The 14,087-nt window shown below is 70.9% G+C and carries 19 protein-coding genes; 10 read left to right on the plus strand and 9 right to left on the minus strand.

What is annotated here, in order from left to right; translation table 11 throughout:
- Positions 1-40 precede the first annotated feature (40 nt).
- The 3 genes from Prubr_RS33170 to Prubr_RS33180 all read right to left on the minus strand — a co-directional run bounded on the left by Prubr_RS33170 (position 41) and on the right by Prubr_RS33180 (position 3,198).
- Positions 41-1,297: an MFS transporter gene (locus tag Prubr_RS33170; RefSeq protein ID WP_212819244.1), complete on the minus strand. Its 1,257-nt coding sequence runs from the start codon at positions 1,295-1,297 to the stop codon at positions 41-43.
- Positions 1,294-2,052 (minus strand): DeoR/GlpR family DNA-binding transcription regulator, encoded by a 759-nt coding sequence (locus tag Prubr_RS33175; protein WP_212819245.1) that lies wholly within the window; start codon positions 2,050-2,052, stop codon positions 1,294-1,296. Before Prubr_RS33175 ends, Prubr_RS33170 begins: the two co-directional genes overlap by 4 nt.
- Before the next feature lie 102 nt (positions 2,053-2,154).
- Entirely contained in the window at positions 2,155-3,198 is a 1,044-nt protein-coding gene (locus Prubr_RS33180; RefSeq protein ID WP_212828814.1) for an alcohol dehydrogenase catalytic domain-containing protein, read from the minus strand.
- Positions 3,199-3,308: 110 nt separating this feature from the next.
- On the opposite strand from Prubr_RS33180, the gene Prubr_RS33185 reads away from it, so the two are divergent.
- Genes Prubr_RS33185 through Prubr_RS33195 form a run of 3 tightly spaced genes read left to right on the plus strand, consistent with a single transcriptional unit; the run spans position 3,309 to position 5,139 of the window.
- Positions 3,309-3,740, plus strand: coding sequence for a hypothetical protein (locus Prubr_RS33185; RefSeq protein ID WP_212819247.1), 432 nt, complete (start codon positions 3,309-3,311; stop codon positions 3,738-3,740).
- A gap of 40 nt (positions 3,741-3,780) precedes the next feature.
- A complete protein-coding gene (locus Prubr_RS33190; RefSeq protein WP_212819249.1) occupies positions 3,781-4,305 on the plus strand; it encodes a hypothetical protein in 525 nt (174 codons plus the stop codon).
- Between the two features lie 42 nt (positions 4,306-4,347).
- On the plus strand, positions 4,348-5,139 hold the full coding sequence (locus tag Prubr_RS33195) for an alpha/beta fold hydrolase (RefSeq protein ID WP_212819251.1): 792 nt from the start codon (positions 4,348-4,350) through the stop codon (positions 5,137-5,139).
- A 393-nt stretch (positions 5,140-5,532) separates the two neighbouring features.
- Here Prubr_RS33195 and Prubr_RS33200 read toward each other — a convergent pair whose 3' ends face one another.
- Positions 5,533-6,201 carry a HEAT repeat domain-containing protein gene (locus Prubr_RS33200; RefSeq protein WP_212819253.1) on the minus strand — a complete coding sequence of 223 codons (669 nt, stop codon included), beginning with the start codon at positions 6,199-6,201 and terminating at the stop codon, positions 5,533-5,535.
- A gap of 41 nt (positions 6,202-6,242) precedes the next feature.
- On the opposite strand from Prubr_RS33200, the gene Prubr_RS33205 reads away from it, so the two are divergent.
- Entirely contained in the window at positions 6,243-6,437 is a 195-nt protein-coding gene (locus Prubr_RS33205; RefSeq protein ID WP_212819255.1) for a hypothetical protein, read from the plus strand.
- An 84-nt stretch (positions 6,438-6,521) separates the two neighbouring features.
- Here Prubr_RS33205 and Prubr_RS33210 read toward each other — a convergent pair whose 3' ends face one another.
- Positions 6,522-7,253: a VOC family protein gene (locus Prubr_RS33210; RefSeq protein ID WP_212828816.1), complete on the minus strand. Its 732-nt coding sequence runs from the start codon at positions 7,251-7,253 to the stop codon at positions 6,522-6,524.
- 91 nt (positions 7,254-7,344) lie between these two features.
- Here Prubr_RS33210 and Prubr_RS33215 point away from each other — a divergent pair, with 91 nt between their 5' ends.
- Together Prubr_RS33215 and Prubr_RS33220 are read left to right on the plus strand one after the other, a co-directional pair.
- Positions 7,345-7,956, plus strand: coding sequence for a TetR/AcrR family transcriptional regulator (locus Prubr_RS33215; RefSeq protein WP_212819257.1), 612 nt, complete (start codon positions 7,345-7,347; stop codon positions 7,954-7,956).
- A complete protein-coding gene (locus Prubr_RS33220) occupies positions 7,949-8,530 on the plus strand; it encodes a class I SAM-dependent methyltransferase (RefSeq protein ID WP_246567986.1) in 582 nt (193 codons plus the stop codon). Before Prubr_RS33215 ends, Prubr_RS33220 begins: the two co-directional genes overlap by 8 nt.
- Before the next feature lie 86 nt (positions 8,531-8,616).
- Here Prubr_RS33220 and Prubr_RS33225 read toward each other — a convergent pair whose 3' ends face one another.
- Entirely contained in the window at positions 8,617-8,994 is a 378-nt protein-coding gene (locus Prubr_RS33225) for a winged helix-turn-helix transcriptional regulator (protein WP_212819259.1), read from the minus strand.
- 108 nt (positions 8,995-9,102) lie between these two features.
- Between Prubr_RS33225 and Prubr_RS33230 the strand changes: the two genes are divergently transcribed.
- Positions 9,103-9,726, plus strand: coding sequence for a lactate utilization protein (locus Prubr_RS33230; protein ID WP_212819261.1), 624 nt, complete (start codon positions 9,103-9,105; stop codon positions 9,724-9,726).
- Between the two features lie 54 nt (positions 9,727-9,780).
- On the opposite strand, the gene Prubr_RS33235 is transcribed toward Prubr_RS33230, so the two are convergent.
- Complete coding sequence (locus Prubr_RS33235; RefSeq protein ID WP_212819263.1) at positions 9,781-10,383, minus strand: DUF998 domain-containing protein; 603 nt, start codon at positions 10,381-10,383, stop codon at positions 9,781-9,783.
- Between the two features lie 156 nt (positions 10,384-10,539).
- Here Prubr_RS33235 and Prubr_RS33240 point away from each other — a divergent pair, with 156 nt between their 5' ends.
- Together Prubr_RS33240 and Prubr_RS33245 are read left to right on the plus strand one after the other, a co-directional pair.
- On the plus strand, positions 10,540-10,923 hold the full coding sequence (locus Prubr_RS33240; protein WP_246567988.1) for a nuclear transport factor 2 family protein: 384 nt from the start codon (positions 10,540-10,542) through the stop codon (positions 10,921-10,923).
- 105 nt (positions 10,924-11,028) lie between these two features.
- Positions 11,029-11,496, plus strand: a complete 468-nt coding sequence (locus Prubr_RS33245) for a MarR family winged helix-turn-helix transcriptional regulator (RefSeq protein WP_212819267.1) — start codon at positions 11,029-11,031, stop codon at positions 11,494-11,496.
- A gap of 111 nt (positions 11,497-11,607) precedes the next feature.
- Here the strand turns inward: Prubr_RS33245 and Prubr_RS33250 are convergent, their stop codons facing one another.
- The gene (locus Prubr_RS33250) at positions 11,608-12,507 is read right to left on the minus strand and encodes an aminoglycoside phosphotransferase family protein (RefSeq protein WP_212828820.1); all 900 of its coding nucleotides are present in this window, start codon (positions 12,505-12,507) and stop codon (positions 11,608-11,610) included.
- Between the two features lie 222 nt (positions 12,508-12,729).
- On the minus strand, positions 12,730-13,203 hold the full coding sequence (locus tag Prubr_RS33255) for a hypothetical protein (RefSeq protein WP_212819269.1): 474 nt from the start codon (positions 13,201-13,203) through the stop codon (positions 12,730-12,732).
- A 200-nt stretch (positions 13,204-13,403) separates the two neighbouring features.
- Between Prubr_RS33255 and Prubr_RS33260 the strand changes: the two genes are divergently transcribed.
- Complete coding sequence (locus Prubr_RS33260; protein WP_212819271.1) at positions 13,404-14,060, plus strand: CGNR zinc finger domain-containing protein; 657 nt, start codon at positions 13,404-13,406, stop codon at positions 14,058-14,060.
- Positions 14,061-14,087: the final 27 nt, after the last annotated feature.

A 14,087-nucleotide genomic window follows, 5' to 3' on the forward strand; every position in this document is an offset into this window, starting at 1 on the left:
CCGTCCACCGACGCTAACCGGCCCCCGGGCGGTCCGCGACTCAGTGCACCGGCGAACCGGCGGCGGGCTCCGCCGCCGGATCCACGGCGGGGTCCGCGGCCGGGTCGGCGGTGGTCGGGCGCAGGCTGCCCGCCAGCAGCACGGCCACCAGACAGAACAGCAGCGGCGCGAGCAGCGCCACGTTCAGCGAGGTGAACTCGGCGATCCAGCCGACCAGGGCCGGCCCGGCCAGCAGGCCGAGGTAGCCCATGCCGACCACCCGCGACATGTTGACGCCCTGCGTACCCTCCCGCAGGTTGCCGGCCGCGGTGAACAGCTGCGGCACGCTGCCGGACAACCCCAGCCCGAGCACCGCCCAGCCGGCGAGGGTCAGCCACAGCCAGTCCGACGCGGTGACCAGGACCAGACCGCAGGCGCCGATCAGCGAGCCGTACCGGACGACGGCGACCGGACCGACCCGCATGACGATCCGGTCGGTCACCAGCCGGCCCAGGGTCATCGTCACCGCGAACGCGCCGTAGCCGAGCGCGGCCACCGACGCCGGCTCACCGAGGTGTTCGGTGATCTGCAGCGCGCTCCAGTCGTTGGCGACCCCCTCGGCCAGCATCAGCAGGAACGCGGTGGCGCCGAGCAGCCACACCGTACGCGGGATGCCGACCCGGCGGCCGGTGCGCGACCCGGCGGCGGCCGGGTCGGTGGGGGTGTCCTCGTCGGCGCGCGGCAAAAGACCGGGTACGCAGGCCGCCATGACGACCACGCCGGCGAGCGCCGACGCCAGCAGGATCGCCGATACCGACCAGCCGGCGGCGATCAGCCCGGCACCGAGCAGGGCGCCGGCGGCGCCACCGATCGAGAACAGTGCGTGGAACGCGGACATGATCGGTCGCCGGTAGGCGCGTTCGACGACGACGGCCTGGGCGTTCATCGCCACGTCCAGGGCGCCGTTGGCGAACCCGAAGACGAACAACGCGAACCCGAGCGTCGCCGCGTCGTACGCCAGGCCGGGCAGGTTGACGGTCAGGCAGAGCAGCGCCGCACCGGCGAGGGTGGTGGTCCGGGTGCCGATCCGGTCGGCGAGCGGACCGCTGATCTGCATCCCGGCGAACGCGCCGGCCCCGATGAGGAGCAGCAGCAGCCCCAGGGTCGCGTGCGACACCCCGGTCCGCTCCTGTACGGCGGGAATGTTGACGACCCACATCGCCAGCAGCAGCCCGCCGACGCCGAAGGTGCCGAACACCGAGACCCGGGCCCGCCGCAGCCGTCCCGGATCGATCGTCGGGCTCTTCGCCGTGGTCATACGGTCACCACCTCCACACCGGTGCGCTCGAAGAAGGCCGATTCGGCCGGGGTGAACCGGTGGTCGGTGACCACCAGGTCGAACGTCTTCAGATCGGCGACCCATGCGAACGTCGACTTCTCCCACTTGGAGCTGTCGAAGACCAGGATCACCCGCTCGGCGCAGTCGATGGCGGCCGTCTTGACCGCCGCGTCACCGAGGTCGTACGCGGTGACGCCGCCCGCGACCGACGCGCCGCAACCGGAGACGACGGCGGTGTCGAAGCGCAGCCGGCGGATGCCCGCCTCGGCGAGCGGCCCGACGAAAGCCAACTCACCGGCCCGTACCTCGCCACCGGGGCAGATGAGCCGGACGTTCGGGAAGGCGGCGAGCACGTTCGCGGCGGTCAGCGACAGCGGCATGACCCGCAGCGACCGGTCGCCGACGGCGCGGGCGATCTCCACACAGGTGGTGCCGCTGTCGAGCAGCACCGACTCGTCGGCGCCGAGCCGGCCGGCGACGGCCGCCGCGATGCGGGCCTTGACGTCGACGTTGGCCGTGGCCCGGCTGGCGTACGACAGTTCGGCGCCGCGCAGGGCGAGCCGGCGGGCGCCGCCGTGCACCCGGCGCAGCACCCCCCTGCTGTCGAGTTCGATCAGGTCGCGGCGGATCGTCGCCTCCGACGTCGCGAGCCGGGTGGCGAGGTCGGCGACGGTGACGTTCTCCTCGGCCGCGACGGTCTGCTCGATCCGGCGTTGCCGCTCCTGCACGTCCATGCCGGAAAGATACGCATCACTGCAAGAACGCACAAGAACCATGTTCATATGAACAGCCCGGATGGACGTGCGCTGGCCGCGACGTGACCTAAAAGGTGTCTGTCAGCCGGCCGGGTCGACCAGGCGTACGCCGGGCGGGGTGGGACCGTCCATCGCGGCCAACGCGGCCGGCGCCTCGGCGAGGCCCAACGTGCCGGTGACCAGGTCCGCCGGACGCAGCCGCCCGGCCGTGATCAGGCCGAGCAGCCCGGGGTAGGCGTGGGCGGCCATGCCGTGGCTGCCCAGCACCGCCAACTCGTACGCGATGACCAGTTCCATCGGCACCGCCGGCCGCCCGAGCGCGGGCGGAAGCAGGCCCACCTGCACGTGCCGGCCCCGGCGGCGCAGCCCGGCGATCGACGCCACGCAGGTGTCGACGCTGCCCAGCGCGTCCAGGGACAGGTGCGCGCCACCACCGGTGCGGTCCCGTACGGCCGCCGCCACCTCGTCCGGTCCGGCGAGCCCGGCGGCGGACACCACCTCGGCCGCGCCCACCGCACGGGCCAGGTCCAGGGCGGCCGGGGCGACGTCGACGGCCACCACCCGGGCACCGGCGGCCGCCGCGATCATGACTGCGGACAGGCCGACGCCGCCGCAACCGAGCACCGCCACCCACTCCCCCGCCGCGACCCGGCCCTGCTGCACCACAGCCCGGAACGAGGTGGCGAACCGGCAGCCGAGCGCGGCCGCCGCCCCGAAGTCGATCCCGTCGGGCAGCCCGACGAGGTTGACGTCCGCGTCACGGACCACGACGTACTCGGCGAAGGAACCCCAGTGGGTGAAGCCCGGCTGCGTCTGCCGTTCACAGACCTGCTGGTCACCGGCGAGGCAGGCCGGGCAGCGGCCACAGGCGCAGACGAACGGGGCGGTGACCCGGGCACCGGGCCGCCAGCCGGTCACCCCCGCACCGACCGCCTCGACGACACCGGCGAACTCGTGGCCGGGCACGTGCGGCGGCGAGATGTCCGGATCGTGACCGCGCCAACCGTGCCAGTCGCTGCGGCACAGGCCGGTGGCAGACACCCGTACGACGGCACCGTCCGGCGGCGGCGCCGGGTCGGAAACCGTCCGCACCTCGGGCCGTACGCCGAACTCGTCGAACACCATCGCACGCACGCAGCGACCCTACCGGTCGCCGTACCTGCCCTGGTAGATGCGCCGCCGGGTGCCCCCCACGGCGACCGGACCGCGAGCCGCGAGCCGCTACCATCCCGACCGTGACGTTCTGGGTCCACTACGTCGTCCCGCCCGGCGCGGCCGGCGACCGCATGTCCCTGCCCACCGGGGACGAGGTCATCGGGTTCGCGCAGACGCTCGACGTCGACCGGGGTGAGCGGATGGTGGAGTTCTCGATTCTCGCGGTCGGCGACGGACACCAGATCGCCACGGACATCGACTGCACGGCACTGTTGCGCGGACGCGCCGAGGAGGTCGCCGCCGCCCGGGCCGCGGACGCCTGGGTGCTCGACTTCGCACCCCGCGCCGTCCGGATCCACGAACTGCTGCTGCACCGGTGGTACGAGGTCTGTTCGGAGTCCCACCGGTCGTCGGTCGAGGCGATGGAACGCTGGCTGACCGCTCACGACCCGGCGCGGGACTACTGGGCGCCGCTCGGCGCGGCGACTACGCCGCTCAAGGGACGTGGCTAGCGCAGCGGTCGGTTCACGTCGGTATGGAAGGATCATCCCGATGTCCGGCGCCGACGAGTTGACCGAGGCACGGCGACGCTTCCCGCGTGGTGACCGTGTTCGTGGCCGGGTCAGTGCCGTGCCCTGGGGACCGGGGCGCACTGGCCTCTTCGTGGATCTGGGCGCGGAACCCGACGGTTTCGTCGACGTCCTGCACCTGCCCGAAGATGCGAACCAGTGGCCTCCGGTCGGACGCGAGGGCGTTTTCGAGGTTCTGCACCACCGGCCGGGACAGGTCCGCCTCTTCCCGTTGGACGCGGGGATGCGCGCGAAGCGATACCGCGTGTCGAACTGGTCGGGTGAGGAGTGGGCGGCCGCCACAGCGCGCTATCCCGTCGGTTCGCTGGTCACGGGTGTCGTGACCGGCGTCTTCCCGAGCGATCGGTCCTACGGCGTGCGGTTCGACGACGTCACGTCGTCGGTGGAGTACGACGGAGCGCCGCCCGTGGTCGGCCACGTGGGCAGCTACACGGTCACCCGGCACCTGGAATGGACCCGGCAGCTCCTGGTGCGACCCTCGTCCTGAGCCGCGGTTGCGGATGGCGACCGGGCTCAGTTGAATACCCCGGTGGAACGGGTGGAGATCCGCAACGGCAGCGTGACACTGTCCTGTCTCGACAGCGGCGCGGGCGGCGACCCGGTCGTCTTCCTGCACGGCCTGGCCGGCAGCGCCCGGGAGTTGTGGCCGTCCGCCACCGCGCTGCTGCCGGACCATCGCGTCGTCGCCGTCGACCAGCGCGGGCACGGCCGTTCCACCCGCCGCCCCGACGACCTGTCCCGCCGGGCGTACGTCAGCGACGTGGTCAGCGTGATCGGTGCGCTGGGCATCGACCCGCCGGTGACGCTCGTGGGCCAGTCGATGGGCGGACACACCGCCATGCTGACCGCGGCGTGGCATCCCGAACTGGTGCGCCGACTGGTGATGGTCGAGGCCGGCGTCGGCGGCCCCGCCGGCGAGGACCTGCCGGCGAAACTCGGCGCCTGGTTCGCCTCCTGGCCGGCGCCGTTCCGCGACGCGCGGGCGGCGGCCGAGTTCCTGGGCGCGACCCCGATGGCGCAGGCATGGATCCGGGACCTGGAGCAGCGGGCCGACGGTCTGTGGCCCCGGTTCGACGCCGACGTCATGCGGAACGCCATCGCGGGGGTCGTCGAGACCGCCCGTTGGCGGGAGTGGCAGCGGGTGACGGCCGAGACGTTGCTCGTGTCCGGCGGGAGCGGCACCATCCAGCAGGCCGAGCTGGCCCGGATGCGCGCGACGCGCACCGACGTCACGCACGTCGTCGTTCCGGATGCCGGTCACGACGTACACCTCGAGCAACACCAGGCATGGGTCGACGTACTGCGGGCCTTCGTCAGCTGACGCCGCGGCACCAGCCGCGCGTACCGACGCGGTAATTCGATGGCAGCGAAAACGGACCCCTGCCTACGGTGCTCGCTCACGCAGTGCTGAAAGGCGAGGTACGAATGACACTGGCAACCAAGGGTTCCCGACGGATCACCGTCGACGGCGTCGCCTTCCGTTGGTCGGTTCGGCGCCGACCGACCTACCACCAGGGCAGTGGCTGGTCGCCACTGACCTTCGTCGTCGAACAGGCGGAACAGCCGGGCGCCCTGTTGGTCGCGGCGCTGCCCTGCGCCCATCCCGGCAACTGGTTCGGACTGCCGAGCCAACCGGTGTTGCCCGGGACGGTGGCCGCGGGCGTCCGCCAGGCGCTGACGGCCGGCTGGCAGCCTGCGCAGCCGGGCCCCGCCTTCAAGCTGGACCTGAGCGACCCGGCCGTAGCTTGGGGCTCAGCCGTATGCCTTGCCGGGTGTTGGTGGTCATGAGGCTCCCCGCGAGACGTCGAACGTCGGGTACTGGATCTGCCAGCGCTGCGGGCAGGAGATCACGGCCCTGCTCACCCTGCGCCCCCAGAGCACGCAAGATCGTTTTTCGTACGATCGGGTGCGGCTCGGTCGACAGCGCCTGCGCCAAGACGTCGAGAAGCGACGCGCTCGGCCCGGGATAGGTTATGAACGTGTAGGCGGCAGCGTTGCGTCGCGTTGCGAATGCGTCGTTGACAAGCGTGTCCACGAGCTCCGGTTCGTCGCCGGCCATCTGGTGCGGGAACCAGGTCAGATCACGATGTCCGGCCAGGGTGAAGTCCAGCCAACGTTCGTACCAGGCCAGGAAGTCCGCGTCGGTGTGGAAGTAAGGCTCGACGTCGCTGCCGGCGATGACCTCGACCAGACGACCGCGGCCGGATCCGGTGACGACAAGCAGGGTGTACTGGGTGCATCCGCCCCAGACGACTGTGATCGCACCGGGGAAAGGAAGCGTCGGCCCATCTTCACTGCCAAACCAGGCCGAGACGTACGAGTCAGGTACGAAGGCAAACGGCTCGGCGAGCTTTCCGTGGAATTCCATGCGCGGGGTATCCACCTGTCCATGGGCAGGAGCCCGTAGGTCGGGCCGTAACCGCCATGGCCGATACGAGTAACGAACTGCCTGAATTCCTCGGGCAGTCGGATACCGTGCTGGTCCTCGAAGCCCAGGACCTGCTGCTCGGTGAGTACGGGGTCGAGAACGGCCCCTTCAGTCGAGGGCAAGGCCGCAAGTTTGGCCTGAATCCGGGCGAGCCTGTCGTCCATCAGTGCTTCTTCACGCGTCAGAGGTGACTCGGGCGCAAGCATAGTCGTGCACCGACCGGCATCAGCCGGCCGGGAGTCATCGGCCGGCGCGAGCGGATGAAGAGGGTCGGGTCAGCCTGGGGCAAGAAGGCAGAACTCGTTACCTTCCGGGTCGGCGAGGACCGTCCACCGGTCGTGGTCCAGGTCGATGGCGGTGGCGCCGAGCGACCGCAGTCTGGCCGCCTCGGCCTCGAGGTCGTCACCCGGGTACGGACGGACGTCGAGATGGACGTGGTTCCACACGGTTTTCACGTCAGGCGTGCGGAGGAACTGCAGGTATGGACCGACGCCCTTGGCGGAACGCAGTAACGCGTTGTCGTCGGTCACCTGGTGCGGGGTCCAGTCCATGGCCTCGCCCCAAAAGCGGGCCATGGCTCGCGGATCCGCGCAGTCGACCACTACCGCGGCGATCGGTCCGGTGTCTCGGTAGAGCGGTCGGGGGTCCAGCACGCAGAACTCGTTGCCCTCCGGGTCGGCCATGACCGTCCATGGGGCGTCGTCCGGGCCTACGTCGGCGGTTGTCGCGCCGAGATCCTTCAGGCGCGCGACCATCTCCGCCTGACGGGCCGCCGAGGTGGTGGCGAGGTCGACGTGCACACGGTTCTTCACCGTCTTGGGTTCCTGGGAGGTGACGAGGTCGAGGCAGACGGCGACGGGGTCAGGGTAGACAAAGCCCTCGGGTTCGAGGTTGGTCACGCCGGGTTCCTCGCTGGAGGCTCCCCAGCCGAGCGCCTCCGCCCAGAAACCGCCCAGCGCGGAGTGGTCCCGAGCCTTCATGTTGATCTGAACAAGGCGCGTTGCCATCCCGACGATGCTAGCGGCGGTTTGGCACACCAAGATCAGCGGGTACGTCGACCTGTCACGGAAGTTTGCTCGGCCATGCTAATTTTTGCTTGTGCAGGCAAACAAGAAACAGCAGACCGTGACCAGTGCGGCCCGCCGTCAGCAGATCGTCGACGCCGCGGTCACGGTCCTGGCACGCGACGGGCTGTCCCAGACCTCGCTCGGCCGCATCGCCACCGAGGCGGGCCTGTCCAGCACCGGGCTGATCACCTACCACTTCGCCGACAAGGACGAGGTCCTGATCACCGTGGTGGACCACCTGATCAGCCGGTGCACCGGGGCGCTGCGGACCGCCGTCGACAGCGCCGCCGGTCCGGCCGACGCGCTCGCCGCCTACATCGAGGCGTTCGTACGGTTCCAGGACGACAACCGCGACGGCGTACGTGCCCTGTGGCGGCTCGCCGCCGGCTGGAAGGCACCGGGGCGGGCGTTCGCCTTCGACGACGAGCCCCTCGTCGCTCCCGTACGCGGGGTTCTCGACGACGGTCAGCGCGGCGGCGCCTTCCGCGACCTGGACAGCTCGGTCGTGGCGCAGAGCATCGTGTGCGCGGTGGAGGGCTTCCACGAACTGTTCACCGCCGACCCCGACATCGACACCACGGCCTTCATCCGCGAGTTGCAGGTTCTCTATCGACGTGGGACGGAATACGACGGCCGTGGCTGAGGGCTTCGAGGCGTACCGGGCCGCCAAGTCGGCGGCGATCGGCGGGCTGCGCGGCACCGTCCTGGAGATCGGCGCCGGTCGCGGCAGCAATTTCGGCCTGCTGCACTCGAGCGTGACGTGGATCGGCTGCGAGCCGGACCGCAGGCGCCGTGTCGAACTGGCCCGCAACGCGCACCGCTCCGGGCATCCGCGCGAGCCCCTGGCAGCGGCGGCGGAGTCCGTACCGCTGCCCGACGGGAGCGTCGACGCGGTCCTGGCCACCGTGGTGCTGTGCTCGGTCCGCGACCAGGCCCGCGTCCTCGCCGAGATCGCGCGCCTGCTGCGGCCCGGCGGGCAGTTCGTCTTCGCCGAGCACGTCGGGGCGCCGGAACGGACCTGGAAACGCGTGGTGCAACGGGTGATCGCGCCGGCGACGCGGATATTCGACCACGGCTGCGACCCGGCCCGGGAAACCGAAGCGTCCCTGCGTCGCTCGCCGCTGGACGTCGTCCACATCGAACACTTCGAACTGCCGGCCCTCGGTGCGGTCACCGTGCCGTACATCGTCGGACGGGCGGTACTCCCCGAGGCCTGACGGCCTCCGGCGCCCCCGGTGGACCGGCCGTCACCGCGCGTCCCGGTCGAGGGTGTACGCGGCCCGCGCCGCCTCGCCCGGAACCGTCAGTTCGCGTGGTCGTACGAGGTACGGGCCTCGTCGATCTCGTCCATGTGCTCCAACGCCCAGGTCATCAACGTCCAGGCGGTGTCGAGCAGGGTGCGGCCGAGCGGGGTCAGTTCGTAGTCGACCCGGGGCGGCACGACGGGGTGAACTGTGCGCCGCACCAGTCCGTCGCGTTCCAGGCCCCGCAGCGTGGCTGTCAGCACGCGTTGGCTGATGCCCGGGACCGCGTTCTTCAGCTCGGTGAAGCGGCGGGATTCCTGCCCGAGTTCGCTGATCACGGTCAACGACCACTTGTCGCCGACCCGGTCCAGGATCTCCCGGATCCGGCAGGTGGCCTCGTCGCGGGCCCTGAGTACGTCCGCACCGTTCGCCGCCATGGTGACCTCCAGGTAACTGAGGCAGAAGAAAGTGCCGTCTTCCAGGCCCTCTCATGGTTACCCACAATGAATCCGGCTGCCAGGCAATACCGATGGGAAAGATAGGAGATGGTAATCGTGACGGTCGACGAGTCTTTCGCCGCCCCGGCGGGCGCGGTGCAACTGGACCAAGCAGCGAAGGCACTGCGCGACAACGGATACACCGTTCATGTGGTGGAGACCCCCGAGGAGGCCCGAAAGCTGGTCACCGATCTGGTGCCCCGGGACCAGAGCGTGTTCACCGCCTCCAGCGAGACGTTGCGACTGTCCGGGATCACCGCCGAACTCGACGAGTCCGGCAACTTCCGGTCGGTCCGCGCGAACGCCGGCGAGCCCTCCGACGACGTCTACGACCAGATCCGGCTCGGCGCCCTGCCGGACGTCGTGGTCGGCAGCGTGCATGCGGTCACCGAAGAGGGCCACCTCGTCGTCGGCTCGGCCAGCGGCAGCCAGTTCGCGCCGTACGCGTCCGGTGCCCGGCGGGCGATCTGGGTGGTCGGCGCCCAGAAGGTGGTCCCGGATCTCGAAACCGGGCTACGCCGCATCCGCACCCACAGCCTGCCCCGGGAGCACCAGCGCCTCCAGCAGTCGTACGGGCAGTCGTCGTTCCTCGGCCGGGTTCTCATCCTCGAGCGGGAAGCCTTCCCGGACCGGGGCACCGTGGTGCTGATCCGCGAAGCCATCGGCTTCTAGCTCGTGCGCTGTCCATCAGTTCACCGGGTTGGTGACACGCAGGGGGCAAGCACTCTAGATCGTTCCGAGCGCCAGCGCGGTGAAGAGCACGGCGAGTGAGCCCCATCCCGGGACGATGACGGCGCGCTGGATGAGACCGAGGCGCGGTGACACGTCCTCCCACGCCTTGCCGAACCGGCCGAATCCGAGGAACAGGGCGGCGGCGAGACAGCCCGAGATGATCCGCCAGGGCGTCGCGGGCAGTGCGAAGGCACCGATGGCCGCAGCGAGGGGCAGGGACAGGAAGACGACCGCGCCAGCATGATCGTGGAGTCGGTGCTGGAGGCTGTTGTCCTTGGGTATCCCCGCTGGAGCGCCCGGCGGATATCCGAGCATCGGATCCATCCGGAACACCCCGGATGCGACGAGAGCAAGGCCGAAGATGGTCAGGACCACGCCCATCAGGATGCTCGACCCCTCGAAGACCATGCCGAGCGCCCCTACCGTGATCGCGGCGCCGGAGACGATGAAGTTGGCGGTCTGGACCCAGCCCCGCCGGCCGAGCGCCAACGCGCTGACCGGGTGGCGTACGGGCGAGTAGTTCGGCCGGGTCCCGCCGTCGACGAGGAACACCAGCACGAAGAGGACCGCTCCGGCGGCGCCCGCCCAGAAAACCACGTGATCCTTCTTCCTGCCGCAGGCCGGACTTTCCGGCGGCCTCAGTAAATCGGCCGAACCACCGGCCGGCACAGTGCCGATGGTCATGGGAGCCCTCGACCGGGCCGGACCTGTGCGACAGCCAGAATGTCGCAGCCGGGCGATAGCGTCCCCGCCATGGATGACACCGCGACGACCCGCCGGGCCGCGATCGATTACGTCGATCGCCTGGAGAACCGCGACTGGCCCGGGTGGACCGCCCTGCTCACCGACAATGTCGTCTACGAGATGCCGCAGACCCGCGAGCGGGTCCGCGGCAGGGACGCGTTCCTGCGGTTCAACACCGAGTATCCCGGCGACTGGCACCTACGGGTGCGTCGGGTGGTCGCCGACGGCCGGACCGCCGCGCTGTGGCTCGACTTCCGGGTCGGTGCCGAGCAGCAGGATGCGTGCGTCTGGCTGGAGATGTCCGAGCACGGGCTGATCAGCCGGGTCGTCGACTACTGGCCCGAGCCGTACGATCCGCCGCCGGGCCGGGAACATCTCGTGGAGCGGTGGTGACCGGCTGCCGGCCGTACCGGTCCCGCTCTTGACCTCGACCGAACTTGAGGTTCTACGTTGTCTCCACCAGCCACCAGCCACCAGCCACCTGTCGCCGGAGGCAACATGGGGACACAGCACCTTTCCGACGCCGAGTTGGCGGCTCAACCCGCCGCCTACTGGACCGGCGTGGCGTACGAGGCCCTCATCGCCTTCACCCGCGCCCGGCAGGCCGAGTTCGGCTTCACCCAGCCTCAGTTCTGGCTGCTACGCAACCTGTCGAAGAACGACATCTCACCCGACGGCCACGGCATGACCGTCCCCGAACTCGAGCGGGCGATGAGCACCTACCTGCGTCCCGAGGACGATCTCCGGGCCGAGGCGGAGATTCTGCGGAAACGCGGCTGGCTCACCCGGGACGCCGAAGAGCGGTGGTGGATCACCGAAGCGGGGGAGGACGCTCGCGCCGGTCTCAAGAAGTACGCTCCGGCGATCCGCGATCAGATCCACCGGGGCATCGATGACGTCGACTACGTCACGACGCTCAAGGTGCTCCGGCAGATGATCCGGAACACCGGTGGCCCCACCGTCTGACCTGCCACTCCGGGGGTGGCGGCCGGCTGGCGGCGCGGCGTCATGCCCCGCCGTCACCCCGCGTTCCTGGTCGATGCCGGGCACCGGATCGCCTGATCCACGATGACCGGCTCATCCCTGCGGCGGGTCGGCGACGATGCGTGCGAGGGTACGTCGACCCATCCGGCTCATGGGCGGGTTGGTCCGGTCGTAGTACCAGACCGCTCCCATCGCCTGCACGAACGCCCACGCCCTGCCCCGCTCCCATTCGGAATCGTCGCAGCCGAGCTGCCGCCGGAGCGTCTGCCGTGGCCCGGGTTCCAGCAGGTGCCAGGCACTCACGAGGTCGAGGGCAGGGTCGGCCGGCCCCAGCCCACCGACGTCGAGGACCCCGGCCAACCGTCCGTCGGCGACCACGACGTTGCCCGCGATGAGATCGCCGTGGGTCATCCGGTCCGCGGAGCCGCCGCGCGGCAGCTCCCGCATCGTGGCCCAGAACCGGCGCAGCTGCGGGACGTCCAGCAGCGTTTCGCTGTGCCGGAAGCAGGTCTCCAGCCACCCGTCGTGCGCCTTCAGTTCGCCGCCACGTCCCTGGTCCGCGAAGGTGCGTCCCCGCAGGTCGATGGTTCGTACGCCGTCGATGAACTCGGCCAGGTCGGCCGCGAACGCATGCGAGCCACCCGGGTCCCGGTCGGCGGCCACCACGCCGGGCACCCAGGTCTGCACCGACCACGGCATCGGGTAGCCGGCGCCGGGTTCGCCGATCTCGACCGGCTCGGGGGTGGGAAACCGGGTACGGCCCGACAGTTCGCGGGCCGCCTCCGCTTCACCTACCAGCCAGGTCCGCGCCGCGTCGGCCGCACGGGGTTGGAGCGGGAACCGGGCTGTGAGCCGTTCCCCGAGCCGGAAGATGGCGTTGACCGTTCCCTGCGACGCGATGCGCCTGACCGGCAGGCGTCGCCACCGGGGAAACTGGGCGTCCACCAGCGCACGCACCGTCTGGTCGGCGACGCCGAGCTGGTCCTCGTGCATCCGCACGTCTGGCAGCGTGCGCGGTCCGGCGGCCGGCCGCAACCGGATTCCGGCTCGCTCCCGCCGACGGGCTCGAGAAGGCCCGGCAGAACTGGCTCGACGGCGCGCGCCGTCGACTGACGCCGCCACACTCCCCGCGATCTTGCACTTGTCGCCCGGCAAAAGCCGCGAAAGGAGGAGACAAGTGCAAGATCGCGGGAAACGCCTCGCGGGGAGAGCGGGTCAGGGGGTCAGGGGATCGCAGACGTTTTCGCGGTTGCCGATCCCGACCGCGAGCCGGCGGATGCCGTCGGCGTCGAACGAGATGACGTGCAGCCCGTCAAGGATGTAGTAGCCCTTCGGCAGGCCGTCGCCGGCCCGGAAACCGAAGCCCGCCGGGCCGACGATCGTGTACCGCGCGTAGCTGCCGTCGGGCCGGTACTCGGCCACCCCGGAGCCGCCCGCGTCGCGGCGTACCGACGCTCCGGTGTCCACGTTGACGAAGTCCACCGTCAGCGGGCCGGCGAACTCCTCCAGCCTGGCGGCGCCGCCGGGGTGGCGGGCGAGCACCCGGACCCGGATGTCCTGGGAGACCACGCGTACGCCGAGCGGGAACGAGCAGTACCGGCCCGCCGGCGCGATCCACTCCTCCTGAATCCACGGCCGCCACGGCTCCGGCTGGTAGCCGGTCCACCCGGTGACCTGCGTGGCGGCCACAACGGCGGGGCGGGCGGGGCAACGGCAACCGGGGCAGCGGCGGCCGGGGCAGCGGGAACGACGGCGAGGGTGGACACGACGAGGGCACCGACCAGTGCGGGACGTTCGAGAGCCATACAATCACCTAACCAGTAGATATCCAATAACCGGTGTTTGGCAGACTACTGGTTAGGCGCCGATCGTCAAGGCATAATGACGGCGTGCACTGGGTCGAGGTCGACGGCTACCCGATGCCCGTCCTGCTCGGCGGGCACCCCGCCCTGGACTTCTGCAACACCTGGGCCGGCTGGGAAACACGCCCACCGCCCGAAACTCCCCCGCGGCCCGGCACTCCCCCACCCGCCGACCTGCCCGACCAGGACTGGCTCGGCGACTTCGACCGGCTCGCGGTGTGGACCGGCCACGCCGGCGTCCTCACCCCCGACACCGTGCGCCGACTGCGGGACGCCGGACACCGGGAACCGGCCGCCGCCGACCGGACCGTCGACGACGCCCGACGGTTGCGTTCGGCGCTGCACGACGTACTGCTCGATCCGGCCGACGACGCGGCGTTCCGGCACGTCGCCGCGCAGGCCGAACGGGCCGCCGCGCACACCGTGCTGGCGAACGGCCCGGACGGGATCGCCCGGTGGATCCTGCCCGCGGACGCCGGCCTCGCCCTGCCGGTGCTCGCCGCCGCCCGCGCCGGTGCCGACCTGCTGACCTCGCCGGACCGGACCCGGGTCCGGGCCTGCCCCGGCGAGATGTGCGGCTGGCTGTTCCTCGACCCGCGCGGCCGGCGGCGCTGGTGCAGCATGGCCGTCTGCGGCAACCGGGCCAAGGTACGCGCGTACGCCAGCCGGCACCGGCCGGACTGAACCCGGACCGGCACCGGCCGGCGGAAC

Origin of the sequence: Polymorphospora rubra, assembly GCF_018324255.1 — a bacterium.
In the GTDB taxonomy this organism is placed as follows: domain Bacteria; phylum Actinomycetota; class Actinomycetes; order Mycobacteriales; family Micromonosporaceae; genus Polymorphospora; species Polymorphospora rubra.